Raw genomic sequence first — 22386 nt, 5'->3', positions numbered from 1 at the left:
AAACTTAAGGAATTCGAGTACAATAAGGATATTATGTAGGGCAGAGATATCCGAACTATGAAAAAACGAGTATTGATTGCTTTACCTGTGGTTGCGATTGCAGCGACGGTGATTGCCTATCACTCCATTTTTACCTTGCCTGATTCAGCCAAAGTCTCCACCTTATCTCCTTCAGTGCAAACACCAGAATTGGCTTGTTATAACAATCCTAAAGCGACAGCGATTGATCACCAAGGTCAACTTAATGTGCTGGTATGGAATATTTATAAGCAAAATCGCACCAGTTGGCAGAGCGCGTTGGATTATTTATCCCAAGATAAGCAATTATTGCTGCTGCAAGAAGCAAGCATGACGCCAGAGCTTCGCCAATGGATTGATCAAGGTAAGTGGAGCGGGAATATTGTCGACGCATTCAAAGCGTTTGATACCAAAGCTGGGGTGCTCAATCTTGCGCATCAGTTGCCCCAAAAGGCGTGTGCTTATACCGAAATGGAACCTTGGTTGAGATTGCCTAAATCGGCGATATACGCAACTTATCCATTATCCAACGGGCAGAGCTTAGCGGTGGTGAATATCCATGCGATTAACTTTACCTATGGTACGGAAGAGTATCATCGTCAGTTAGACTCGCTCGCGACAGTGTTAGCAAAGCACGGCGGACCAATGATTATTGCCGGTGATTTTAACAGTTGGAGTGAGGAGCGTTTGCGAGTGATGAAATCACTATTGGATAAGCTCAAAGTCAAAGAGGCTACCTACCAACCAGACCATCGCAAGCAGTTCATCAATGGTTTACCGCTTGATCACTTGTTCTATCGAGGTCTAGTACTAGAAAAAGCAAAGGCGCCAATAAGTGACGCCTCTGATCATAATCCTATCGAAGTATACTTCCGTTTACCTTAGGGCTTTAGAATATTGCGATGTAAAGCGCCCAAGCAAAAAAGTAAATAAACCAAGGCAGGGCAGAGATCACTAGCGCTTGACCGCGCTCGAACTCTGTCCATGTGCCAACTGCCGCGTAGCCAAGCGCAATATACCAAGGCATGAGTAGTGGCAGTGCGTTGGCAAATTCAAACCAATCACTGGTCATAGGCAGCTTTAGTAGACCGTTGAGGCTATTCAGGTCGGCAGCATAACTCATTACCTGTCCATGCTTTAATAGCACGCTGACATAGCTGGCAAAGTCACCGACTACCGCTGGGAAGATAATCACACAACTGGCAGCAAACCATTTCCAAAATCCATGCTGGTGTTGGCTCGGTTTAGTAGCGAAAAATAGCCAGAATGCCAACAGCATGATAGTGGTAAAGCGACCAAGAATATCTAAGATGATCTCTGTCGCCATCAAGGTATTGGCATCAAGTAGCGCAATTTGCTCTGGGCTGACTTGTTGCAGTTGCGGGATCAGCCCTTGCTTTAGCCAGGCAAAATCGACCATGTCAAAGTAGGCGCCCCAAAACAGGAATGGGGTAACCAACAAGACGATAAAGGGCTGCCAGCCCCACATGCCACGCTGATGTATGGCAAGGAAACACGCGCTAGGCGAGCGGAAAATGTCGACTAGCATGGTTAATGGGTTGCTCGATGGTGTCATACGCTTACCTTCGTCACATCAACATACAGTTTGAGTTTTTGACCTGGTTGTAGGTACTTTTTCTGCTGTAAGTTGTTCCATTTCACTACGTCTTGGCTTTTCACTTTAAACTTATTCGCGATGCCACTGACGGTATCGCCACTGCGGACATTGTAGAAAACTGTGCGGATGATGGCGCCATCAGAACTGTTTTTCCAAATTACCAATTTTTGACCGACGCGTAGAGTATCGCGAGGTCCCATGCCATTCCATTTCGCCAGTGAGGTGTGTGACACTTTATTGGCTTTAGCGATGCTCCATAAGCTGTCACCGCTCGCAACGGTGTGGGTAAGTTTGTACTTACCACGCGCAGTGGATTGAGTTTTCGCCAAGCGGTTAGCTGCGCTTAATGAATATGCTTTGTCATCTTTGGTCGAGACTGGGATAAGCAGATGCTGACCGATACGGATGTTGTTATTGCTCATGTTGTTGGCGTTGCGAATAACTTTGCTCGTAGTATTGTACTTGCGCGCTAATACGCTAATCGTATCGCCAGATTTTACTTTGTAGCGAACAACTTGCATGCCCTTACCACGGTTAGCAGTAAGTTCGGTTTTAAACTTTTTAACCGAGTCAATTGGCAGCAGCAATTGGTTTGGTCCACCAGGTGCGGTCGCCCATTGGTTGTAGGCAGGGTTCAGTCCTTGTAATTCACGCACTGAAATGCCGGCATAGTTTGCCGCGATAGCTAGATCCAGTTGCTCTTTAGGTTGAACGATCTCAACCACTTGTTTGTTGGCAATCGGTGGGATCTCAATGCCGTATTTCTCTTGGTTAGCAACGATATCAGCGAGTGCCAACAGTTTAGGAACATAACTGCTGGTCTCTTTTGGCAAATCTAATGAGAAGAAGTCGATTGGCTTACCTAACTTCTTGTTTTTACGGATCGCGCTTGAAACGCGACCGCCACCGCTGTTGTAGGCAGCAATCGCATGTGACCAGTTGCCATCAAAGCGCTTATTGAGATCGGTTAAGAAGTCTAATGCTGCGTCAGTGGCTGCCGGTACATCACGACGACCGTCATACCAGAAATCTTGCTCAAGCCCGTACATTTTTCCGGTTGATGGCACAAATTGCCACAGACCAGCTGCGCTGCCGTGTGAGTAGGCAAAGGCATCAAATGAGCTTTCAACCACGGGCAGTAGTGCTAACTCAAGCGGTAAGCCACGTTGCTCGATTTTTTCAGTGATCAAATAGAGGAAAGGTTCAGCACGTTGAGAGACGGTTTTGAGGTGGCTTGGGTGTTTCAGATACCAAGTACGGTAATAGTCCACTTTTTTCTGGTCTGGAATCGGCATCTCTAGCTGCATCGCAATGCGTTTCCACACATCTTGCTGCGACTGAGGAGTGACCACAGGAGCTGCAACTACTTCAGGTTCTACAGGTGTAGTCACCGATGATGCTGGAGCTACTGTAACAGTAGAACTTTTGTCTGATGTCGTCTGCGCATCAGATTTTTCAGTAGTTGGCTGGGTGGTTTGGCAACCGGCTAAAAGCAGTAGCGTCACCCAGCTGTATTTAAATCGCATGGGACAGCCCTTTTAAAAAATGGCTGCTGATAATACTTGCGACTTTGGTTAGATGACAAGCAAGAAAACGTTAAAATTCGTTCTTCCACTCACGTAATGCTGTAAAAATTGAGATAGGATCGATTTGTGCCGTTCGGTTGCTCACTGATTTTATGACACTCGGTTCATCTGCACGTAAGAACGGATTTATCCATTTTTCGCGACGAATGGTCGTCGGTAAAGTCGGCTTGTTTTGTGCGCGTAGACGGTTAACTTCTTCGCGGTATTTTTTTAGTTGCTCGTTATCCGGCTCAACAGCTAACGCAAAAGCGATGTTGCTGGAGGTGTACTCATGAGCGGCGAATACTTCGGTCTCTTCTGGCAGTGCCACGAGCTTTTGTAGCGATTGGTACATTTGCTCCATGGTGCCTTCAAATACACGTCCACAGCCTGCCGAGAAAAGTGTGTCGCCACAAAATAGCTTGCCGTCACCGACGTAGCCGATGTGACCTAAAGTGTGACCTTCTAGCCCTATCACCATAAACACTTCGTCAAACAGATTAATTTGATCGCCAGCGCTGACCGGATGGGTTAGGGTAGGGACTGGTTCATCTGCCGGACCGACCACATCGATCTCTGGAAATTGGCGCACCAGCTCTGGAATGCCACCAATGTGATCGTTGTGGTGATGAGTAATTAAGATTGCATCTAAAGTTAACTCATGTTCTCGGAGATAAGCCAACACAGGCGCGGCATCACCTGGGTCGACAACAGCACAACGGCGATCGCTATTTTCGATCAGCCAGATGTAATTGTCGTTAAATGCAGGTATGCTTTTGATATCTAACATGGTTGGGTCTCCATACATCAAAGTGAGCTAGCTATGAAACCAGCACGCAGTGAAAAAAAGCTTCAGCAGCCCCATTCTTGGGCGCAATTAAAAAATGGTCAATGGGTTAACGAATCTATCCAAACTCGACTTGATGAGTGGTGTCCAAAACTTTTTGGCTACCATATGCTTAAGTTGGGTGGCTTAAGCTGCGAGCTCACTAGCTGTAACTGTAATATTCAACATCAAGTTAATCTAGATATCCACAATCCTTTGCATAATGTGATCGCAGATGGTTACGATTTACCCTTTCTTGAGAAAAGTTTCGATGTCGTCATTCTTGCCCATCAGCTCGATTACTGCAATGACCCACATCGCATGTTGAGGGAAGTCGATCGGGTAATGATTGATGATGGCTATTTAATCATCACTGGTTACAATCCCGTGAGTTTGACTGGGCTAGCGAGTTTAATGCCATGGCGCAAAAACAATTTGCCGTGGAGCGGACGGATGTTTACCCCTAATCGGGTTAAAGATTGGTTGGGAATCCTCAATTATCAAGTGATTGAATGTGATCGTTACGGGCTGTTTCCTATGCAGCGGTATCGCACTATGTGGACTTGGCTTGAAAATGGTATCGGAGAGTGGGCTGCGCCATTTGGCAGCTTGTATTATATCGTTGCCCGTAAACGGACTTATCCGCTTAAGCCGATTAAACCGCATTGGAAGCTCAAACGAAAATTGACGCCGATTGGCGTCAATTACAAGGTGTCATCGAAGTCGAATTAATCGGTTAGCTAGGAATATAACCCGTATCTTCATCGGTTGGGTTTTCTGCCGCAGTGCGCGCCAGTTCGTCACACATTTCATTTTCGCGATGCCCTGCGTGACCTTTTACCCAACGCCAATCAATCTGATGACGTTCAGTTTCTTTATCCAATGCTTGCCACAGGTCGGCGTTTTTCACCGGTTTCTTATCGGCGGTTTTCCAACCGCGTTTTTTCCAGTTGTGAATCCATTGAGTAATACCTTGGCGAACGTATTGGCTATCGGTAGTGAGGATCACGTTACATGGCTCTTTTAAAGCTTTTAGCGCCACAATTGTCGCCATCATTTCCATGCGGTTGTTGGTTGTAAGGGTGTAGCCCTTGGCTAAGGTCTTTTCATTCTGCTTGTAACGCAGCACGATGCCGTAACCGCCAGGTCCCGGATTGCCTAAGCAAGAACCATCTGTGAAAATTTCCACTTGTTTCGTCATGATTTGATACTATAAGAGCTTGCACATATTTACTCATAGTCTGACACATAGTTTGTAATGAATACCAGCAACAATTCTAATCAGCATCGTATCGTGGTACTCGATACCGAAACCACGGGTATGAACCAAGAGGGTGGTCCACACTACCTTGGGCATCGCATTGTCGAAATCGGTGCGGTAGAGATCATCAACCGCAAACTGACCGGTCGACATTTCCACGTCTATATCAAACCTGACCGTGAAATTCAGGCGGAGGCGATTGGCGTTCACGGTATCACCGATGAGTTTTTGCGTGATAAGCCGCAATACAGTGAAGTACACCAAGAATTTCTCGACTTTATTAAAGGCGCTGAACTTGTCGCACACAACGCGCCCTTCGACGTCGGCTTTATGGACTATGAGTTTGATAAACTCGACCCACAAATCGGTAAGACCGAGCAGTATTGTAAGGTTACCGATACCCTTGCCATGGCGAAGAAAATCTTCCCAGGTAAGCGTAACAACCTTGACGTTTTGTGTGACCGTTATGGAATAGATAACTCGCACCGTACGCTCCACGGGGCATTGCTCGATGCGGAGATCCTCGCTGACGTTTATCTATTGATGACCGGTGGGCAAACCTCGCTGCAATTTAATGCTGGCAGTAACAGCGAAGGTGTGGGAGGTGAGTCGATAAAACGTGTCTCAAGTGAACGAAAAGCGCTAAAGGTTTTGCGTGCCAGTGCCGATGAAATAGAAGCACATAATGGTCGTCTAGATATCGTTGAGAAAAGCGGAAGCTGCCTTTGGCGTCAATAGGAGAAAAGATGTTGAGGATCGGGTTAGCCTTAATCGGCTTGTTAGTTAGTACATTCTGCTTTGCCGCTGGGCAAACTTCCGTACCCGAGAGCTCAATGTCATTGCTCGACAACCGCTTTCGTGTTGATCCGACCATCAAGCAGATAACTTTTGTCATTTATCGCGCCGAAGGTTCGAATGCCGTCGTGTTAGTGCGTCCTGATGGTCGTAAATATTATTCTCATCGCCATCCCGACAATGTTCGTTGGTATCAAGAGTCAGCGATGGATATTATTTCCATCGATAATCCGATGCCGGGTCCTTGGCAAGCGGTCGGTAAAGTGACGCCGAAGAACAAAATTAAGCTGATTTCTCATCTTGAGCTTGCGTCAGAGGTTTTGCCTGAACGTTTGTATCAAGGCGAAGAGTTAAAGTTCACTGCACGCCTAACCTCAGATGATAAACCGTTATTATTGAGAGACTTTCTTGACCGCGTTAATCTGAAAGTCACGTTTACTAAGTATGTCGAGAACGAATCGGCGTTGATCAAAGAAGCTCGCCCAGTGCCAATTGAAATTGGCGAGTTTGCCGATGATGGTGCAGGGCTTGACGAACATGCTGGTGACGGAGTATTTACCGTCAAATTGCCAATTTCAGCCCCGCCAGGTAAATATCGTGTGCGCATTACTTCGGGTAATGGTGTGTTTTTGCGTGCACAAGAGCAAGAAGTATTGGTCTACCCGAATCCAATTGAACTGACTTTCATTCAATCGCGTCAAGTTGGTCAGCAGCATCAGGTAATTTTTACTGGCGAGCAAGGGATGATTAAGCCTGGCAGTTTAGCTGCTCATATTGAGCATACCAATGCCGACGGCGGCACAGTTTCGGTCGAGGGGAGTGCTGCATCTGATGAGGATATGAGCGTCACCTTGGAAATTCCGTACTCTGATAAGGTAGGTGAGTACTCATGGCACGGTATCGCTTATGCCACCGAATTGGGAACGAATCGCGAATTGATGTTACCAGTGACGGCGCAAACCTACAGTGTTGTCAAAGATATCGATTTAGCCGAAACCAGACGCTTACAAGAGTTGGAGCGTATTCAACAAGCGAAGCTACTTGAAGAGCAGCGTATTAAAGAAGCCCGTGAAGCACAGCGTAAAAGAAGTATCATGATTATTGCGATTAGTAACGTCGTGCTGGTGGTTGTTGGGTTAGTTGGCTGGTTTGTGATGCGAAAAATTAAAGCCAAACGTGCGGCAATTCCAGAGATGCAATTGGAAATGCCGAAGAAGTAGCAATATCTCATTGAAAAATAAAGGGCTGCATCGGCAGCCCTTTTCTATATCTGACTCTTTTATAATCAGCGAACGCTACGCCACTTCATCCATACTCATTGGTTGTAGTGGTTTCGCTGCAAGCTCTTGTGGTTCAAAATCATCGACATTAATCACGTATAAGCGCTGTTTTTCCGCTTCGATTAACAGTTGGGCTTCATGTTGCTCTATCACACCAAGCTCCAATCCTTGAGCGGCAATTTTATCTAGCATTAGGAATGGCTTGCGTTTACCTTGCGCTTGGCACACCTTATCAAACACAGGCTCTGCCTCTAAGATCACCTTTAATGCCTGCTCAATACGCCCCGCTGGGTTAAACTCACTGGCAGTGAGGTATTGATTGCGACCCAGTCGTGAGCGGGTTTCACTTGGAGTTTGCAGCAGTTGTGCCACTTGGCTATCGAGCTTATCACTTGGTGCTTTGCGGGTACGTCCTAGTGGCATCACGATAAATTTTAGTAGTGTCGCAACCGCGCGATTTGGGAAGTTAGCTAACAGTCCTTCAATCGCTTGTTCAGTTTGATACAAGCTATCTTGCATCCCCCAGTGCACTAGCGGTAAGTCTTGCGCATTACGCCCTTCAATATCGAAACGCTTCAATGTTGCCGAACCTAGGTATAGTTGACTTAATACGTCACCAAGGCGCGCAGAAAGGCGTTCTTTGCGTTTTAATGAACCACCGAGCACTGCCATCGAAATATCTGACAATAGGGCGATATTGGCGCTGTAGCGGTTCAATTGTTGATAGTAACGTTGAGTCTGATCGTTAACTGGAGAGGTAGAGAAGCGTCCGTCAGTTAAACCAAGCCAGAAGCTGCGTACTAAGTTACTGATGGTAAAGCTGACATGACCGGCAAGCGCTGCATCGAACTTTTCTAACGCATCACTTTGTTCAGAGTAAGCGGCTTCCATTTCGTTGAGTACATATGGGTGGCAGCGAATCGCCCCTTGACCAAAGATGATCATTGAACGAGTTAGAATGTTTGCCCCTTCAACCGTCACGGCTATGGGTGCACCTTGGTAGCCGCGCGCTAAGAAGTTGGATGGACCCATACAGATCCCTTTACCACCCACGATATCCATCGCGTCGATAATGCTGGCTTGTCCACGGTGAGTACAATGGTATTTCACAATCGCTGAGATAACAGATGGTTTCTCACCTAAATCAATACCCGCGACCGTCAGTTCACTTGCCGCATCCATCACATACGCATTACCGGCCAAGCGTGCTAATGGTTCCTCAACGCCTTCCATATGACCAATTGGTTGTTTAAATTGACGGCGGATACGTGCGTAAGCGCCCGTTGCCAGCGCAGCGGTTTTGATGCCGCCGGTGGAATTGGATGGCAAGGTAATGCCACGACCCACAGACAGACACTCAACCAGCATACGCCACCCTTGTCCGGCCATTTTCTCGCCGCCGATGATGTAATCCATCGGTACAAAGAGCTCGTTGGCTCGAGTTGGACCATTTTGGAACGGTACGTTAAGTGGGAAGTGACGATTGCCGATCTCAACCCCTTTGAGGTGCGTTGGGATAAGCGCACAGGTAATACCTAAGTCTTTCTGCTCACCCAGTAAACCATCAGGATCGCGTAGCTTAAACGCCAGTCCCAAGACCGTAGCAACAGGGGCTAACGTGATATAGCGTTTGTTCCACGTTAGGCGCATCCCCAGTACTTGTTCGCCTTGCCAGTCGCCATAACAGACGATGCCGTAATCTGGTATTGCACCGGCATCAGACCCAGCTTCTGGGCTGGTTAGGGCAAAACATGGGATCTCTTTACCCTGTGCGAGACGTGGCAGGTAGTAGTCTTTTTGTTCTTTGGTTCCGTAGTGTTGTAACAGTTCACCAGGACCAAGCGAGTTAGGTACACCAACCGTAGAGGAGAGCACGCCGGAAACACCGGTGAGCTTCTGCAATACCAGTGACTGGGCGTAGGCTGAGAACTCTAATCCGCCATACTGTTTTTTGATGATCATGGCAAAAAACTTATGATCTTTCAGGTACTGCCACACTTCAGGCGGGAGATCTGCTAACTCGTGGGTCACTTGGTAGTCACTGACCATGGCACACACTTCTTCAACCGGACCTTCGAGGAAAGCTTGCTCTTCAGCACTGAGCTTAGGCGCTTTGATTGCGTGCAGTTTGTTCCAATCTGGTTTGCCTTTAAATAGCTCAGCCTCCCACCAAACCGTACCCGCATCCAGGGCTTCTTTTTCGGTTTGAGACATGGCTGGCAGCACTTTACGAAACAGCGTGAGTGCTTTGCGGCTAATCAGCGATTGGCGAATTGATGGTACGGCAAGCACCGCAAGCGCGGTTAAGAAGAGCACCCAAGCCATTGTGCCAGTGAAGCCTGACAAGGTGAGCACCACCATTGTCGCAGTCATCGCGGCGACAGAGATCAGTAAAGAGGTGCGATGGTAAAGGCAAACACCGAGTACGGTGGCAAAGCCAAGTATAGAGAGCAAGATATCCATATTAAGGTTCCTTTTCAGACTTCGTTTCTATTTGTACGTCTGCTTTTTGGTAAGAGGTCTAACCAGTTAAATTGTAATCGAGATATTAAATAAATGTAAAATCAATAACTGTCTAAAAAGTGATCTAAGTAGAGTAAAAAATCTAAAACTGTGGCGTGATGACGATTTTGTGTACGTGAAAGGTCAAGAATCATTGAAATCTTGCTTACTGGCTATCGACAGTCGTTGTGGTTCAAGTAAACTCAGAAGAGTAAAGGGCGTTTGCCTAATTAACAGAATTCAAGAGAATGCTTATGTACCAGGATTTGATTAAAAGCGAGCTGACAGAAGCCGCTGACGTACTGAACAAGTTCCTAAGTGATGATCACAATATTGCTCAGATTGAAGCTGCGGCAAAGCTGATCGCTGATTCGTTCAAGCAAGGTGGTAAAGTGCTATCTTGTGGTAATGGTGGCTCGCACTGCGACGCAATGCACTTTGCCGAAGAGTTAACTGGCCGTTACCGTGAAAACCGCCCTGGTTACCCAGGTATCGCGATTTCTGATCCAAGCCACTTGTCTTGTGTAAGTAACGACTTCGGTTACGACTTTGTTTTCTCTCGTTATGTAGAAGCGGTCGGAGCAAAAGGCGACGTATTGTTTGGTCTGTCGACATCAGGTAACTCTGGCAATATTCTCAATGCGATTGAAGCGGCAAAAGCGAAAGGAATGAAAACCATCGCGCTAACAGGTAAAGATGGTGGCAAGATGGCAGGTTGTGCGGATATTGAGATCCGTGTGCCGCATTTTGGCTATGCAGACCGCATTCAAGAGATCCACATCAAGATCATTCATATCGTGATCCAATTGATTGAGAAGGAAATGGAGAAGTAATCTCCATTTCAAACCACACGGTTTAGGTGCGCAGCGGCTCGGTATCTATTGGCGAGTCGCTGTGAACTGGTTTAAAGGGAGTAAGATAAGCCATGTGTGAATTGCTCGGTATGAGCGCCAACGTTCCAACCGATATTTGTTTTAGTTTTACTGGCTTGATGCAGCGAGGTGGTAATACCGGTCCACATCGCGATGGTTGGGGTATTACCTTTTACGAGGGCAAAGGCTTTCGTACTTTCAAAGATCCCAACCCTAGCTGTGATTCTAAAATTGCAGAGCTCGTGCAAAACTATCCGATAAAAAGCCAAGCGGTGATCAGCCATATTCGCCAAGCCAATCGTGGTGGTGTGAATTTGGAAAATACTCACCCGTTCACTCGCGAGTTATGGGGACGCTACTGGACTTTTGCTCACAATGGACAGCTAAGTGATTATCAAGACCTCATCACCGGACGCTTTCGTCCAGTTGGTCAAACCGACAGTGAACTCTCTTTTTGTTGGCTGCTTAAGCAGTTAGAAGAGCGCTATCCAGAACCACCGCAAGACATGGTCGGGGTATTTCGTTTTATTGCTAAATGCTGCGATAAGTTACGTGAGAAAGGGGTATTTAATATGCTGCTTTCCGATGGCGAATACGTAATGACTTACTGTACCAATCATCTTTACTGGATCACTCGACGTGCACCTTTTGGCAAAGCTTCATTAATTGATGAAGATGTGGAAATTAATTTCCAAGAAGAAACCACACCGAATGATATCGTCTCGGTGATTGCAACGCAGCCGTTAACCGACAATGAAACGTGGCATCGAATGAAGCCCGGTGAGTTTGGTATTTTCCATTTCGGCGAGTTGATTGATGGCAATGAAGATGCGCTGGTGGATGTCGCTTTTGCACCGAAAAAGGTTGCCAGCCAAGCGCCGACAGAGCCGTTGGAGTAAAGAGCGGTAACGGGCGTTGCCCTACGGAACGCTTTGCTTCGAGATGCGGGAACGGGCTTCGCCCTGCGGGTCGCTTTGCTTCGAGATGTGGGAATAGGCTTCGCCTTACGGAATACGGAGTAGGCTTTATCTTACTTAGCGCTTACCTTAAGTTTGTCATTCCATAGAGCGCGTTAGCGCGAGTAGGGAATCTTGTTTTTGTTCTTTGAAAGCGAGATCCCCAACTCGGTCGTTCCTCCCTCTCGGGGATAACAATGTCTGATTTTTACTGGTCATGACTAAAACCATTGACTCAACTCCTTCTCCAAAAGATAAAATATCCCGCATCCCGCATCCCGCATCCCGCATCCCGCATCCCGCATCCCGCATCCGCATCCCGCATCCCGCATCCCGCATCCCGCATCCCGCATCCCGCATCCCGCATCCCGCATCCCGCATCCCGCATCCCGCATCCCGCATCCAACAAAAAAGGCCGATGTTTCCATCGACCTTTTGCATGTTTTAACACTTAATTAAGCGAATTGTGCTTTTAGGTGCTCAACGATATCTGCCATCGCGACTGCAGTTTTCTCGCCGCTGCGACGGTTCTTGTATTCGAAGTTGCCTTCGTCCATGCTGCGGTCGCCAATCACGATAGTGTGAGGGATACCGATCAGTTCCATATCAGAGAACATTACGCCTGGGCGTTCTTTGCGGTCATCGAATAGTACTTCGATACCCATTGCAGTCAGTTCAGCGTATAGCTTCTCTGCTGCTTCTTGAACGCGCTCAGATTTGTGCATGTTCATTGGTACGATTGCTACTTGGAAAGGCGCTAGTGCGTCTGGCCAAATGATGCCGTACTTGTCGTTGTTTTGCTCAATAGCAGAAGCAACAACACGTGATACACCGATACCGTAACAACCCATTTCTAGGATAACGTTTTTACCATTTGAATCTAGAACACCACAGTTCATCGCTTCAGAGTAAACATTACCTAGTTGGAAGATGTGACCCACTTCGATACCGCGCTTAAGCATCAGTGTACCTTGACCACATGGGCTTGGATCGCCTTCCACTACGTTACGTAGGTCAGCAACTTGACCAAGCTCTACGTCACGACCCCAGTTGATACCGAAGTAGTGTTTGCCGTCGATGTTTGCGCCCGCGCCGAAATCACTCATTACTGCAACAGAGCGGTCAACGATAAATGGCAGCTCAAGACCAACAGGACCTAGCGAACCTGCGCCTGCGCCAATTAGCTCACGCATCTCTTCTTCAGTTGCCATCTCTAGAGGAGCGGCAACTTCAGCTAGGTTCTCAGCTTTGATTTCGTTTAGTTCGTGGTCGCCACGGATGATCAGTGCAACGATTGGTGCATCGATTTCATCAGAAGCTTTAACGAATAGCGTCTTAACAGTTTTTTCGATTGGTAGATCGAACTGCTCAACAAGTTCTGCAATAGTTTTCGCGTTTGGCGTATCAACTAGAGTCATCTCTTGAGTTGGTTCTGCGCGCTCAACTGCAGGAGCAACCGCTTCTGCTTTCTCGATGTTTGCCGCGTAATCAGATTCAGTAGAGAAGGCGATTAGGTCTTCACCACTTTCTGCTAGTACGTGGAACTCTTGAGAGCCGTTACCACCGATAGCGCCTGAGTCTGCTAGTACTGGACGGTATTCAAGACCCATACGGTCGAATGCTTTACAGTAAGCATCGTGCATCGCTTGGTAAGATTTCTCTAGACCCGCTTTGTCGATGTCGAAGCTGTACGCATCCATCATGCAGAATTCACGTGCACGCATTACGCCAAAACGAGGACGACGCTCATCACGGAATTTAGTTTGGATTTGGTACAGGTTCATCGGAAGCTGTTTGTACGAGCTAACTTCATTACGCACAAGCGCAGTGATCACTTCTTCTGCTGTTGGGCTTAGTACAAACGGACGAACGTGGCGGTCAGTAAAGCGAAGTAGTTCAGGACCCATCTTTTCGCTGCGGCCTGTCTCTTCCCATAGTTCAAACGGCTGAACAACGGGCATCAAAGTTTCGATTGCACCTGCATTGTCGATTTCTTGACGAACGATGTTTTCGACTTTACGCAATACACGTAGACCAGTAGGTAGCCAGGTGTAAAGACCTGAAGCCAGCTTACGGATCATACCTGCACGTAGCATGAGCTGGTGGCTCACTACTTCTGCGTCGTTTGGAGTCTCCTTCAGAGTAGAAAGAAGATAATTACTGGTACGCATTAAATTTATCCGTTTATTAAAGTGAAATACTCTGGCCGCATAGGGCTGGAGTATGAAGGTCCCCAGAGGGGAAATTGTTAGCCGCTTATAATATCAGCCAAATCGCTTTGTCAAAAGTGTTCAATCGCAGTAACAGACACTAAGTTATCGTTTACGGTGAATTTAACGTTCAAATTGAATAAATTAACCGCATATTCTTTGTTGTCTGGCTTGTTTTTCTTATACGCAGGACGTGGATCTTGGGCGAGAACTTGCTCAATCACTTGGCGAATTTGCTGGCTATTGGCTTGTTTAGCTAAGCTTTCAACTGCTGCAGGCAGAAAACAGACTGGTGTTTTTTCTGGTTCCTCTTCGGCATACCCGCCATTAGCATCGATGATGGCATCGGTATAAGGAATATAAGGTTTGATATCCACAATTGGCGTGCCATCAACCAAATCCACGCTGCCCAGTTCGAGGTAGAACTGATCGCCTTGCTGGCTAACACCTTTCAACTCTACAGCAGACATGCCGATACCATTGGGGCGAAAGGTCGAACGAGACGCCAGTACACCAATTCGTTCATTGCCTCCTAAGCGAGGGGGGCGTACGGTAGGTTTCCATCCAGCGGCTAGGTTCTGATCAAACAGGAACAGTAACCAGACATGACTAAACTGTTCGATGCCGCGCACCGCTTCTGCGCAGTTGACGTCACCTTGCAACTTGATTCGGGCAGTGGCTGCCGGGACCAAGCGAGGTTGTCTTGGCACGGCAAACTTTTCTTTATATGGACTTTGGACAAAACCAATCGGCTCAACGTTATACACAGCGTTATCTCTCACTTCATTCTTGCCACAAGATAGCACAATCACACTAGTCGCACTTCTTTGTGATATTGCTTTTGTATAGAACGAAATAAATTGCTTGATCTGTAGTTGATAATTGTTATCATTTGTTATGTTATAACATTACAATTAAGGGGGAATGATGCAAGAAGGAATTCATCCTGAATACCGCAAAGTGGTGTTCCATGATACCAGTGTCGATAAGTATTTTATTATTGGTTCGACACTAAAAACTGACCGCACAATTGAGTGGCAAGATGGCAAGACTTATCCATATTTCACTTTAGATGTATCGTCTGAATCGCATCCGTTTTACACCGGTAAGCAACGCGTGATGCAAAAACAGGGTCGAGTATCGAACTTTAACCGTCGCTACAGCCGTTTTAAGGAGTCAAAATGAAAGTCGTAAAGTCACTCAAAAGTGCAAAGAGTCGTCATCCAGATTGCCAAATTGTTAAGCGTCGCGGGCGGTTATACGTCATTTGCAAAACCAATCCACGCTTTAAAGCGGTACAAAAATAGAATATAAACTGGTAGTGATATTTACTGTTTAATTGATCGTTTGTTTCTATCATTGACTGTTTTAATGGCTATTAATTGGTTAAAAATACTGCGATATTAAATTATTGTTACATTTTTCATTTGTTTTACATTCCCTCCTTAAAGTAGGCTGTCTCGGCTTTGTGACATTTTGTTCACATTTGCACAGGAATAACTACAAGGAGGGAACAGATGAGTTCATCTGATTCAATAAGACAACACTCGCCGAAGAAAACTCTTTTTACACGCTTTTTAGATACGGTTGAGTATTTGGGGAATCTATTACCTCACCCAATCACTTTATTTGCTATTTTCTGTGTCGCGATTCTCGTGACATCCGGTATTGCGGGCTATTTCGACGTGTCAGTGGTTGATCCACGACCAGAGGGGGCAAAAGGTCGAGCTGCTGATGGCATGATTCATGTTGTAAGCTTACTCAATGCAGAAGGTCTGCAACTGATCGTCACTAACCTAGTGAAAAACTTTGTTGGCTTTGCACCATTAGGTACGGTACTGGTAGCGATGTTGGGTGTGGCAATTGCCGAGCATTCAGGGCTACTTTCTGCAGCGATGCGTGGTCTTGTAATGGGCGCATCTAAGCGCATGGTGACCGTCACCGTGGTGTTTGCTGGTATTATTTCCAACACCGCTTCTGAGTTAGGCTATGTTGTTCTTATCCCTCTTGCTGCGATGCTCTTCCACTCACTAGGGCGCCACCCACTTGCTGGTTTGGCTGCTGCTTTTGCGGGTGTATCCGGCGGTTACTCTGCCAACCTACTGATTGGTACCGTTGACCCCTTATTGTCTGGTATTACCGAGACAGCGGCGCAGATGATTGACCCAACATATACCGTTGGACCAGAAGTTAACTGGTACTTCATGTTTGTTTCTACCTTCTTTATCGCGATTACCGGTGCTTTCGTTACTGAGAAGATTGTTGAGCCTAAGCTAGGTAAATATAACGATGAAGAAGCGGCGGAAGATCTGTCACAAGACTCAATGGGTAAGCTAACCGACATTGAGAAAAAAGGTCTTAAGCTTGCGGGTTTAGCGGTATTGCTGGTATCGGCATTACTAGCGTGGACGATCGTTCCAGCTGACGGCGTATTACGTTCTGATGCAGGCACGGTGGCGGGCTCACCATTTTTGAAGAGTATTGTTGCCTTTATCTTTGTCTTCTTCGCCATTCCTGGTTTTGTCTACGGCAAAGTGGTTGGCACGATGAAAACTGACCGAGACGTGATCGATGCAATGGCAAAATCGATGTCTTCAATGGGTATGTATATTGTACTGGTATTCTTTGCGGCGCAATTTGTTGCTTTCTTTAAGTGGACCAACTTTGGTCAGGTGTTTGCGGTTGCCGGTGCTGGTTTCTTGCAAGAGATTGGCTTGACTGGACCAATGCTGTTCTTCGCCTTCATCTTGATGTGTGGCTTTATCAACCTAATGATTGGCTCAGCGTCAGCCCAGTGGGCGGTAACCGCACCGATTTTTGTGCCGATGTTAATGTTGGTTGGTTATGCGCCAGAGACAATTCAAGCGGCTTACCGTATTGGTGATTCCACCACTAACATTATTACGCCAATGATGAGTTACTTTGGTCTGATTTTAGCGGTAGCAACGCGTTACGTGAAGAATCTTGGCATTGGTACGTTGATCGCGACTATGCTGCCTTACTCAATCTGCTTTATGGTGGGCTGGAGTTTACTATTCTACATTTGGGTATTCGTATTGGGTCTTCCAGTTGGTCCAGGTGCAGCGACGTATTACACGCCATAGTCATCAAGCTTAATGTGATACTTTTAGCCGGAGTCGAGAGACTCCGGCTTTGTCGTTTTTATGGTGGGTGTTATGGATTTAAATCTGGATTGCACAGGATTAATCGCGCTGGTTTGGTTGCCTACTGATGACTATCAGTTGAGTAAGAATACTTGCTTAAGTCGCAGCGAAAGCTTACTCCAAGCAATGATACATTATTTCGTTTGTGCCCAAGAAGGCAGTGCCAGACCGTTACACTTACATGGTGTTTAGGCTGACATCGAGTCGATCGAGAAGCAAGATGGGTGGCTTATGGGAAGATTAAATAGTCTCTAAATCGGCATTGAGGACTATTGTTGCTTAATGTTTTCTTTGGCTGATGGTAGTGCAGGTAGAAAAGCGTTTTATTTGAAGTAGTTTTGGGGAGTATTTAAGTGAATTACAGGCACAAAAAAGCTGGCTACTTGAGCCAGCTTTGGTATCGATAGACCGAGTCAGAGTGGATTACCAACCTTTAACTACGCCACCTTTGAAAATTTCAGATGCTGCTGAGTACACTTCTTCTGATTGGTACGCTTTCACGAAATTAACTACGTTTTCTGCTTGAGCGTTATCTTCACGAGCAACGATTAGGTTTACGTATGGAGACTCTTTGTCTTCCACGAAGATGCCATCACGTTGTGGAGTAAGATCAACAGACGCTGCATAAGTATTGTTAATCACTGAAAGCACGACGTCATCTAGAGAGCGTGGTAGTTGTGCTGCGTCTAGTTCAACGATAGTTAGGTTTTTCGGGTTTTCAACGATGTCACGTACTGTTGCCAGTAGACCAACACCATCACGTAGCTTGATCAGACCTTGTTGCTCTAGAAGTAGTAGAGAGCGACCTAGGTTCGTTGGGTCATTTGGTACGGCGATACGATCGCCATCTTGGATCTCGTCAACTGCTTTGATTTGCTTTGAGTAGCCTGCGATTGGGTAAACAAAAGTATTGCCTGCAATCGCTAGCTTGTAGCCACGGTCAGCAATTTGCTGATCTAGGTATGGCTTATGTTGGAATGCGTTGATGTCAATTGAGCCATCATCCAATGCTGCGTTCGGCGTTACATAGTCAGAGAAAGTGATTAGCTCTACTTCAAGACCAAATTTTTCTTTTGCAACTTTAGCAGCAACTTCAGCAACTTGCTCTTCAGCACCAGCCATTACACCCACTTTAATCTTGCTGTTGTCGACTTCCTTCTCGCCACAACCCGTTAGCACAAGTGCGGATGCTGCTGCCACGATAGCAACTAAAGATTTAAAACCAAATTTCATAACACATCTCCTTATATGAATTCTTATCTGTGGTCTACGCGGCGAACAACTGCGTCACCGATAGACTGAATAATTTGTACCAACACAATCAACATCACAACAGTCACTGCCATGATCACGACATCGTAACGATGGAAGCCATAACGAATAGCAACATCACCTAGACCACCACCGCCAACGGTACCTGCCATTGCAGAGTAGCTGACTAGTGTGACTAACGTGATAGTGACTGAGTTAACAATCGTTGGTAGTGCTTCAGGAAGCAGTACCTTATTAATAATTTGCAGTGGTGTCGCGCCCATTGCTTGCGCGGCTTCTACTAAGCCAGTTGGAACTTCCAGTAGCGCACCTTCAATCAGACGAGCCACAAAAGGGATTGCGCCAATGGTAAGTGGAACAATCGCAGCTGTAGTGCCGATAAAAGTGCCGACAAGCAGCTTAGTCACCGGAATAATCGCCACCATCAACACTAAGAAAGGTACTGAGCGACCAATGTTAACAATCGCACCTAAGAAATTATTTAGGCGAGGATTCTCAAGTAATCCGCCTTTCTTCGTGGTGTGTAGAATTACCCCTAGCGGGATACCAACGGCAAAACCAACGATGCCAGCCACTGCCACCATATAGATGGTTTCCCATGTTGCACCAAGCAACAAATCTGCATTTAAGCTTAGCCAATCAGAAATGGTATTAAAGGACATAGCCAAGCACCTCTACTTTTACGTTGTTGTCACGCAAAAATGCAATTGCGTTGTTGTCATCTTCTTCGTTGCCAAACAGCTCTGCGACCATCATGCCAAACTTCACACCGCCAGCGTAATCAAGATCTGAGCTAAGAATACTAATGTCGATGTTGTATTTACGCGCAATTTGGCTCATTAGCGGCGCGTCAACCGTTGCGCCGGTAAATTCAAGACGTACCAACGGGTAGCTATCGGCAACGCGGGTTGGTTGTAAACGCGCTTGGTAATCTTCTGGGATCGACAAGTCCAACGTTGAGCGGATAAATTGATGTGCCAGCTCTGTTTTAGGGTGCGCGAAGATCTCGCCAACAGAGCCTTTTTCCACTAGCTCACCACCACCAATAATCGCCACTTCATGACAGATGCTCTTAACCACATCCATTTCATGAGTAATCAATAGGATGGTGATTTTTAGCTGGCGGTTAATTTCACGCAGCAGTTCTAAGATCGATTGCGTCGTTGCCGGGTCTAGCGCGCTGGTGGCTTCATCACAAAGCAGCACTTTAGGATCGCAAGCCAGTGCACGGGCGATAGCGACACGCTGTTTTTGACCGCCACTTAAGTTTGATGGGTAGCTTTCATGTTTGTCGGCTAAGCCAACTAATTTAAGCAGTTCCGTCACTTTATTTTGGATGTGTGACTTTTCTTTGCCTGCTAGCTCTAACGGTAGTGCCACGTTTTCAAACACAGTTCGCGATGACAGCAGATTAAAATGCTGGAAAATCATACCAATGTTACGACGAGCTTCGCTTAATTGAGACTTACTCAACTTGGTTAGGTCGACACCATCGACGATGATTTCACCACTGGTTGGTGCTTCAAGCATATTCACACAGCGGATCAGGGTACTTTTACCAGCGCCAGACGCACCGATCACCCCAAAAATAGTCCCTTGGGAGATATGGAGGTTGATATCTTTCAAGGCATTAATTTCCTTTTTGCCTTGGTAGAACACCTTATTTACCTGATTAATTTCAATCATTGAGAAACCTGCTTATGCTCGAGTGTTTGAACAGTATATTATTTTGAGCTACATCTCATTTATTAGATGATGCTATGGGTTTGTTGAATTAGTGTCAATAGATATTTTTACGTCTAGACGGCTAAAATGCATACTGTAAGCAAACGATTAAGTAATTAGATAGTGATGAAAGAAATAAAGCGCGTATAATCACTGTCGTTATACAAGTAAATAGAGACAATAATTTTGGCGAAACCAGCAGTTTTTTTGGATCGTGATGGCGTAATTAACGTAGACCACGGCTATGTACATGATGAGCATGACTTCGAATTTATTGAAGGCGTTTTTGAAGCGACCAAAAAGCTACAGCAGATGGGCTATTTGCTTGTATTGGTAACTAACCAGTCGGGAATTGCACGCGGTAAGTTCAGCGAAGATCGTTTTCTATCTCTTACCCAATGGATGGATTGGAACTTTGTTGATAACGGTGTTGAGCTGGACGGTATCTACTATTGCCCGCACCATGCAGAGCATGGACAAGGTAAATACAAAGAAGATTGTGATTGCCGCAAGCCGAAGCCGGGTATGTTTATTTCAGCGCGCGATTTCCTAAAGATTGATATGGCTAACTCAGTGATGGTTGGCGATAAAGCAGAAGACATGATGGCTGCAGAAGCGGCAGGTGTCGGGACTAAGATTTTAGTTCGCACTGGTAAGCCAGTGACAGAGCAAGGTGAAGCCTTGGCGAGTGCAGTGCTCGATAGCATCCGAGATGTTCCTAATTATTTAGAGAAGTAATCAACCTAACTATCTAAAAAAATAGACTATTATTTAAAGGCTGCCGTTGCAGCCTTTATTTTTATCGGAGGTGACTATGAAAAGAGCCAGCATTTTTATCACCAGTGCTGTTTTGCTCGCGGGGTGTGCGACCAGTAATGAGTCGACCACGAACAACAATGATCAGTATGGCTACCAATATCAATGCAGTGATGAGAAGCAGTTCCTTGCGGATTTCCTTGTGGAAGAACAAGGTGCGTTAGTGCAAGTTGAAGGTGTTGATTACGCGCTTGTGCAGGTTCCAGCGGGGTCAGGGACGCGTTACATGCTGCCAGAAAATGCCCAAACAGAGATCCAGCCTGTGAACTTGTACACGAAAGGCAAATATGCCCGCTTAGAGTTAGGTCGTGAGATTTACAAAAACTGTGAAAGCCAATAATGTAATGGGCTGAGGTGGTTGGATGTGAAGTCCATAGCCTTAGCCACTGACTCTCTAACCACAACGATAAACCCCAAGTATGAACAAAAAACTGACCATTTTAGATATTGCCCGCCTTGCTGGTGTTGGTAAGTCGACAGTATCTCGCGTGTTAACCAATGATCCCAAAGTGAAACCAGAGACACGCATCAAAGTGGAGCAGGTAATAGCAGACTCGGGCTATGTTCCTTCTAAGTCTGCACAATCAATGCGTGGCGGCAGTCAACGCGTTGTCGGGGTGATTATTTCACGACTTGATTCACCATCAGAGAACAAAGCCGTGGGCAGTATGCTGCAAGCGCTTTATCAAGCTGGCTACGATGTGGTGATCATGGAAAGTCAGTTTGATCCGCAAAAAACCACTGAGCATTTAGATGTACTTAAGCGCCGTAATGTAGATGGTGTGATCGTGTTTGGTTTTAGTGATTTGGATTTGTCGCAGCTTGAACGATGGCAAAATCGTGTGGTAGTGATCGCGATGGACACCCAACAGGTTTCTTCAATCAATTACGACAATCACGGAGTGATCACTCAAGCGCTCGAGCACCTGCAGCAGCAAGCTTTAACTCAGATCGCTTACATTGGGGTGAATCCAAGTGACCGTACGACAGGTCAATTGCGTCTTGACGCTTACCTCACATGGTGTGAGCAACAAGGTGTGTCGCCGAATTATCAAACGGGCGATCTTAATCATGAGAGCGCCTACCAATTGGTTGAGCAAGTATTGCGTGAAGGCACCGAAGCGATTGTGTGCGCCAGCGATACCTTAGCGCTTGGGGTGATTAAACGTCTACAAGAGTTAGGTCGTGAGGAGGTTATCGTGACAGGCGTTGGTGGTAATGAACTGCTCTCTTTTCTTTTTCCGAAAGTGTTCAGCATTGATCCCGGCTATGCCCAAGCTGGGGTGAAAGCTGCTAACTTATTGATTTCCCATATCAATGGAGAAGAATCCCTCTCACATATCACTCAGCAACCCGTTCTATCTTAAGTTCCTATTTTTAAAGTGATTTAAAATTATACTGTGATCACTTTCAATTAATGGGACTGTTCCCATTTTTAGTTGTTATCGATTCTGTCAATATACTTGTCAAGAATTGGGAATGTTCCCATTAAGATTAAGAACTATA

At 46.2% G+C, this 22386-nt stretch carries 22 protein-coding genes and 1 pseudogene; 13 read left to right on the top strand and 10 right to left on the bottom strand.

Translation table 11 applies throughout. The features are described from left to right. Window positions 1–57 precede the first annotated feature (57 nt). Window positions 58–903, top strand: a complete 846-nt coding sequence (locus tag GZN30_RS09605) for an endonuclease/exonuclease/phosphatase family protein (RefSeq protein WP_075649499.1) — start codon at window positions 58–60, stop codon at window positions 901–903. 4 nt (window positions 904–907) lie between these two features. Here GZN30_RS09605 and GZN30_RS09600 read toward each other — a convergent pair whose 3' ends face one another. From GZN30_RS09600 to gloB, 3 genes and pseudogenes are all read right to left on the bottom strand, one after another. Then, on the bottom strand, window positions 908–1594 hold the full coding sequence (locus GZN30_RS09600; RefSeq protein ID WP_075649498.1) for a YIP1 family protein: 687 nt from the start codon (window positions 1592–1594) through the stop codon (window positions 908–910). Beyond that, window positions 1591–3000, bottom strand: a pseudogene (locus GZN30_RS09595) (LysM peptidoglycan-binding domain-containing protein); the annotation flags it as partial. The pseudogene GZN30_RS09595 and the gene GZN30_RS09600, both read right to left, overlap by 4 nt. Window positions 3001–3232: 232 nt before the next feature. After that, the gene (gene gloB, locus GZN30_RS09590) at window positions 3233–3991 is read right to left on the bottom strand and encodes a hydroxyacylglutathione hydrolase (protein ID WP_075649496.1); all 759 of its coding nucleotides are present in this window, start codon (window positions 3989–3991) and stop codon (window positions 3233–3235) included. A 33-nt stretch (window positions 3992–4024) separates the two neighbouring features. On the opposite strand from gloB, the gene GZN30_RS09585 reads away from it, so the two are divergent. Further along, a complete protein-coding gene (locus GZN30_RS09585) occupies window positions 4025–4759 on the top strand; it encodes a class I SAM-dependent methyltransferase (protein ID WP_075649495.1) in 735 nt (244 codons plus the stop codon). A gap of 4 nt (window positions 4760–4763) precedes the next feature. Here the strand turns inward: GZN30_RS09585 and rnhA are convergent, their stop codons facing one another. After that, window positions 4764–5228 carry a ribonuclease HI gene (gene rnhA, locus GZN30_RS09580; RefSeq protein WP_075649494.1) on the bottom strand — a complete coding sequence of 155 codons (465 nt, stop codon included), beginning with the start codon at window positions 5226–5228 and terminating at the stop codon, window positions 4764–4766. Between the two features lie 57 nt (window positions 5229–5285). Between rnhA and dnaQ the strand changes: the two genes are divergently transcribed. Both dnaQ and GZN30_RS09570 read left to right on the top strand, forming a co-directional pair. Next, a complete protein-coding gene (gene dnaQ, locus GZN30_RS09575) occupies window positions 5286–6026 on the top strand; it encodes a DNA polymerase III subunit epsilon (RefSeq protein WP_075649493.1) in 741 nt (246 codons plus the stop codon). 8 nt (window positions 6027–6034) lie between these two features. After that, window positions 6035–7303, top strand: a complete 1269-nt coding sequence (locus GZN30_RS09570; protein WP_075649492.1) for a TIGR03503 family protein — start codon at window positions 6035–6037, stop codon at window positions 7301–7303. 75 nt (window positions 7304–7378) lie between these two features. Here the strand turns inward: GZN30_RS09570 and fadE are convergent, their stop codons facing one another. Next, complete coding sequence (gene fadE, locus GZN30_RS09565; protein WP_075649491.1) at window positions 7379–9826, bottom strand: acyl-CoA dehydrogenase FadE; 2448 nt, start codon at window positions 9824–9826, stop codon at window positions 7379–7381. A gap of 293 nt (window positions 9827–10119) precedes the next feature. Between fadE and lpcA the strand changes: the two genes are divergently transcribed. Further along, window positions 10120–10698, top strand: coding sequence for a D-sedoheptulose 7-phosphate isomerase (gene lpcA / locus GZN30_RS09560; RefSeq protein WP_075647879.1), 579 nt, complete (start codon window positions 10120–10122; stop codon window positions 10696–10698). Between the two features lie 92 nt (window positions 10699–10790). Continuing rightward, on the top strand, window positions 10791–11636 hold the full coding sequence (locus tag GZN30_RS09555; RefSeq protein WP_075647878.1) for a class II glutamine amidotransferase: 846 nt from the start codon (window positions 10791–10793) through the stop codon (window positions 11634–11636). 512 nt (window positions 11637–12148) lie between these two features. On the opposite strand, the gene GZN30_RS09550 is transcribed toward GZN30_RS09555, so the two are convergent. Continuing rightward, window positions 12149–13864 (bottom strand): proline--tRNA ligase, encoded by a 1716-nt coding sequence (locus GZN30_RS09550; RefSeq protein ID WP_075652456.1) that lies wholly within the window; start codon window positions 13862–13864, stop codon window positions 12149–12151. 110 nt (window positions 13865–13974) lie between these two features. Further along, window positions 13975–14670: a tRNA (N6-threonylcarbamoyladenosine(37)-N6)-methyltransferase TrmO gene (gene tsaA, locus GZN30_RS09545; RefSeq protein ID WP_075652469.1), complete on the bottom strand. Its 696-nt coding sequence runs from the start codon at window positions 14668–14670 to the stop codon at window positions 13975–13977. Between the two features lie 160 nt (window positions 14671–14830). Here tsaA and GZN30_RS09540 point away from each other — a divergent pair, with 160 nt between their 5' ends. The 4 genes from GZN30_RS09540 to GZN30_RS09525 all read left to right on the top strand — a co-directional run bounded on the left by GZN30_RS09540 (window position 14831) and on the right by GZN30_RS09525 (window position 17259). Continuing rightward, the gene (locus GZN30_RS09540; protein WP_075652457.1) at window positions 14831–15088 is read left to right on the top strand and encodes a type B 50S ribosomal protein L31; all 258 of its coding nucleotides are present in this window, start codon (window positions 14831–14833) and stop codon (window positions 15086–15088) included. Continuing rightward, window positions 15085–15210, top strand: a complete 126-nt coding sequence (ykgO, locus tag GZN30_RS09535; protein ID WP_005380299.1) for a type B 50S ribosomal protein L36 — start codon at window positions 15085–15087, stop codon at window positions 15208–15210. Before GZN30_RS09540 ends, ykgO begins: the two co-directional genes overlap by 4 nt. A 210-nt stretch (window positions 15211–15420) precedes the next feature. Then, a complete protein-coding gene (locus tag GZN30_RS09530; RefSeq protein WP_075652458.1) occupies window positions 15421–17007 on the top strand; it encodes an AbgT family transporter in 1587 nt (528 codons plus the stop codon). Window positions 17008–17079: 72 nt separating this feature from the next. After that, the gene (locus tag GZN30_RS09525; RefSeq protein WP_139312289.1) at window positions 17080–17259 is read left to right on the top strand and encodes a hypothetical protein; all 180 of its coding nucleotides are present in this window, start codon (window positions 17080–17082) and stop codon (window positions 17257–17259) included. A 231-nt stretch (window positions 17260–17490) separates the two neighbouring features. Here GZN30_RS09525 and GZN30_RS09520 read toward each other — a convergent pair whose 3' ends face one another. From GZN30_RS09520 to metN, 3 genes are read right to left on the bottom strand one after another with little or no spacing between them, the layout of a single operon-like run. Beyond that, complete coding sequence (locus tag GZN30_RS09520) at window positions 17491–18300, bottom strand: MetQ/NlpA family lipoprotein (RefSeq protein ID WP_075652459.1); 810 nt, start codon at window positions 18298–18300, stop codon at window positions 17491–17493. Window positions 18301–18323: 23 nt separating this feature from the next. Next, complete coding sequence (locus tag GZN30_RS09515; RefSeq protein WP_075652460.1) at window positions 18324–19001, bottom strand: methionine ABC transporter permease; 678 nt, start codon at window positions 18999–19001, stop codon at window positions 18324–18326. Continuing rightward, window positions 18991–20025, bottom strand: a complete 1035-nt coding sequence (gene metN / locus GZN30_RS09510) for a methionine ABC transporter ATP-binding protein MetN (RefSeq protein WP_075652461.1) — start codon at window positions 20023–20025, stop codon at window positions 18991–18993. The genes GZN30_RS09515 and metN overlap by 11 nt, the downstream gene beginning before the upstream one ends. A gap of 225 nt (window positions 20026–20250) precedes the next feature. Here metN and gmhB point away from each other — a divergent pair, with 225 nt between their 5' ends. The 3 genes from gmhB to treR all read left to right on the top strand — a co-directional run bounded on the left by gmhB (window position 20251) and on the right by treR (window position 22247). Next, window positions 20251–20802, top strand: coding sequence for a D-glycero-beta-D-manno-heptose 1,7-bisphosphate 7-phosphatase (gmhB, locus tag GZN30_RS09505; protein WP_075652462.1), 552 nt, complete (start codon window positions 20251–20253; stop codon window positions 20800–20802). A gap of 76 nt (window positions 20803–20878) precedes the next feature. Beyond that, on the top strand, window positions 20879–21220 hold the full coding sequence (locus GZN30_RS09500; protein WP_075652463.1) for an MliC family protein: 342 nt from the start codon (window positions 20879–20881) through the stop codon (window positions 21218–21220). A gap of 79 nt (window positions 21221–21299) precedes the next feature. Then, window positions 21300–22247, top strand: a complete 948-nt coding sequence (treR, locus tag GZN30_RS09495; protein WP_075652464.1) for a trehalose operon repressor TreR — start codon at window positions 21300–21302, stop codon at window positions 22245–22247. Window positions 22248–22386: the final 139 nt, after the last annotated feature.

Origin of the sequence: Vibrio ponticus (assembly GCF_009938225.1) — a bacterium.
In the GTDB taxonomy this organism is placed as follows: domain Bacteria; phylum Pseudomonadota; class Gammaproteobacteria; order Enterobacterales; family Vibrionaceae; genus Vibrio; species Vibrio ponticus.
The sequence above is the reverse complement of the archived record's forward strand: the minus strand, read 5'-3'. Positions and strand labels throughout refer to the sequence as shown.

Coding starts and splice junctions, on each gene's coding strand:
- GZN30_RS09525 (WP_139312289.1), top strand. CDS start 17,080: ATGGATTTAAATCTGGATTGCACAGGATTAATCGCGCTGGTTTGGTTG.
- GZN30_RS09520 (WP_075652459.1), bottom strand. CDS start 18,300: ATGAAATTTGGTTTTAAATCTTTAGTTGCTATCGTGGCAGCAGCATCC.
- GZN30_RS09530 (WP_075652458.1), top strand. CDS start 15,421: ATGAGTTCATCTGATTCAATAAGACAACACTCGCCGAAGAAAACTCTT.
- ykgO (WP_005380299.1), top strand. CDS start 15,085: ATGAAAGTCGTAAAGTCACTCAAAAGTGCAAAGAGTCGTCATCCAGAT.
- fadE (WP_075649491.1), bottom strand. CDS start 9,826: ATGGATATCTTGCTCTCTATACTTGGCTTTGCCACCGTACTCGGTGTT.
- GZN30_RS09600 (WP_075649498.1), bottom strand. CDS start 1,594: ATGACACCATCGAGCAACCCATTAACCATGCTAGTCGACATTTTCCGC.
- GZN30_RS09515 (WP_075652460.1), bottom strand. CDS start 19,001: ATGTCCTTTAATACCATTTCTGATTGGCTAAGCTTAAATGCAGATTTG.
- dnaQ (WP_075649493.1), top strand. CDS start 5,286: ATGAATACCAGCAACAATTCTAATCAGCATCGTATCGTGGTACTCGAT.
- GZN30_RS09605 (WP_075649499.1), top strand. CDS start 58: ATGAAAAAACGAGTATTGATTGCTTTACCTGTGGTTGCGATTGCAGCG.
- GZN30_RS09555 (WP_075647878.1), top strand. CDS start 10,791: ATGTGTGAATTGCTCGGTATGAGCGCCAACGTTCCAACCGATATTTGT.
- treR (WP_075652464.1), top strand. CDS start 21,300: ATGAACAAAAAACTGACCATTTTAGATATTGCCCGCCTTGCTGGTGTT.
- GZN30_RS09585 (WP_075649495.1), top strand. CDS start 4,025: ATGAAACCAGCACGCAGTGAAAAAAAGCTTCAGCAGCCCCATTCTTGG.
- lpcA (WP_075647879.1), top strand. CDS start 10,120: ATGTACCAGGATTTGATTAAAAGCGAGCTGACAGAAGCCGCTGACGTA.
- GZN30_RS09500 (WP_075652463.1), top strand. CDS start 20,879: ATGAAAAGAGCCAGCATTTTTATCACCAGTGCTGTTTTGCTCGCGGGG.
- rnhA (WP_075649494.1), bottom strand. CDS start 5,228: ATGACGAAACAAGTGGAAATTTTCACAGATGGTTCTTGCTTAGGCAAT.
- metN (WP_075652461.1), bottom strand. CDS start 20,025: ATGATTGAAATTAATCAGGTAAATAAGGTGTTCTACCAAGGCAAAAAG.
- GZN30_RS09570 (WP_075649492.1), top strand. CDS start 6,035: ATGTTGAGGATCGGGTTAGCCTTAATCGGCTTGTTAGTTAGTACATTC.
- GZN30_RS09550 (WP_075652456.1), bottom strand. CDS start 13,864: ATGCGTACCAGTAATTATCTTCTTTCTACTCTGAAGGAGACTCCAAAC.
- GZN30_RS09540 (WP_075652457.1), top strand. CDS start 14,831: ATGCAAGAAGGAATTCATCCTGAATACCGCAAAGTGGTGTTCCATGAT.
- gloB (WP_075649496.1), bottom strand. CDS start 3,991: ATGTTAGATATCAAAAGCATACCTGCATTTAACGACAATTACATCTGG.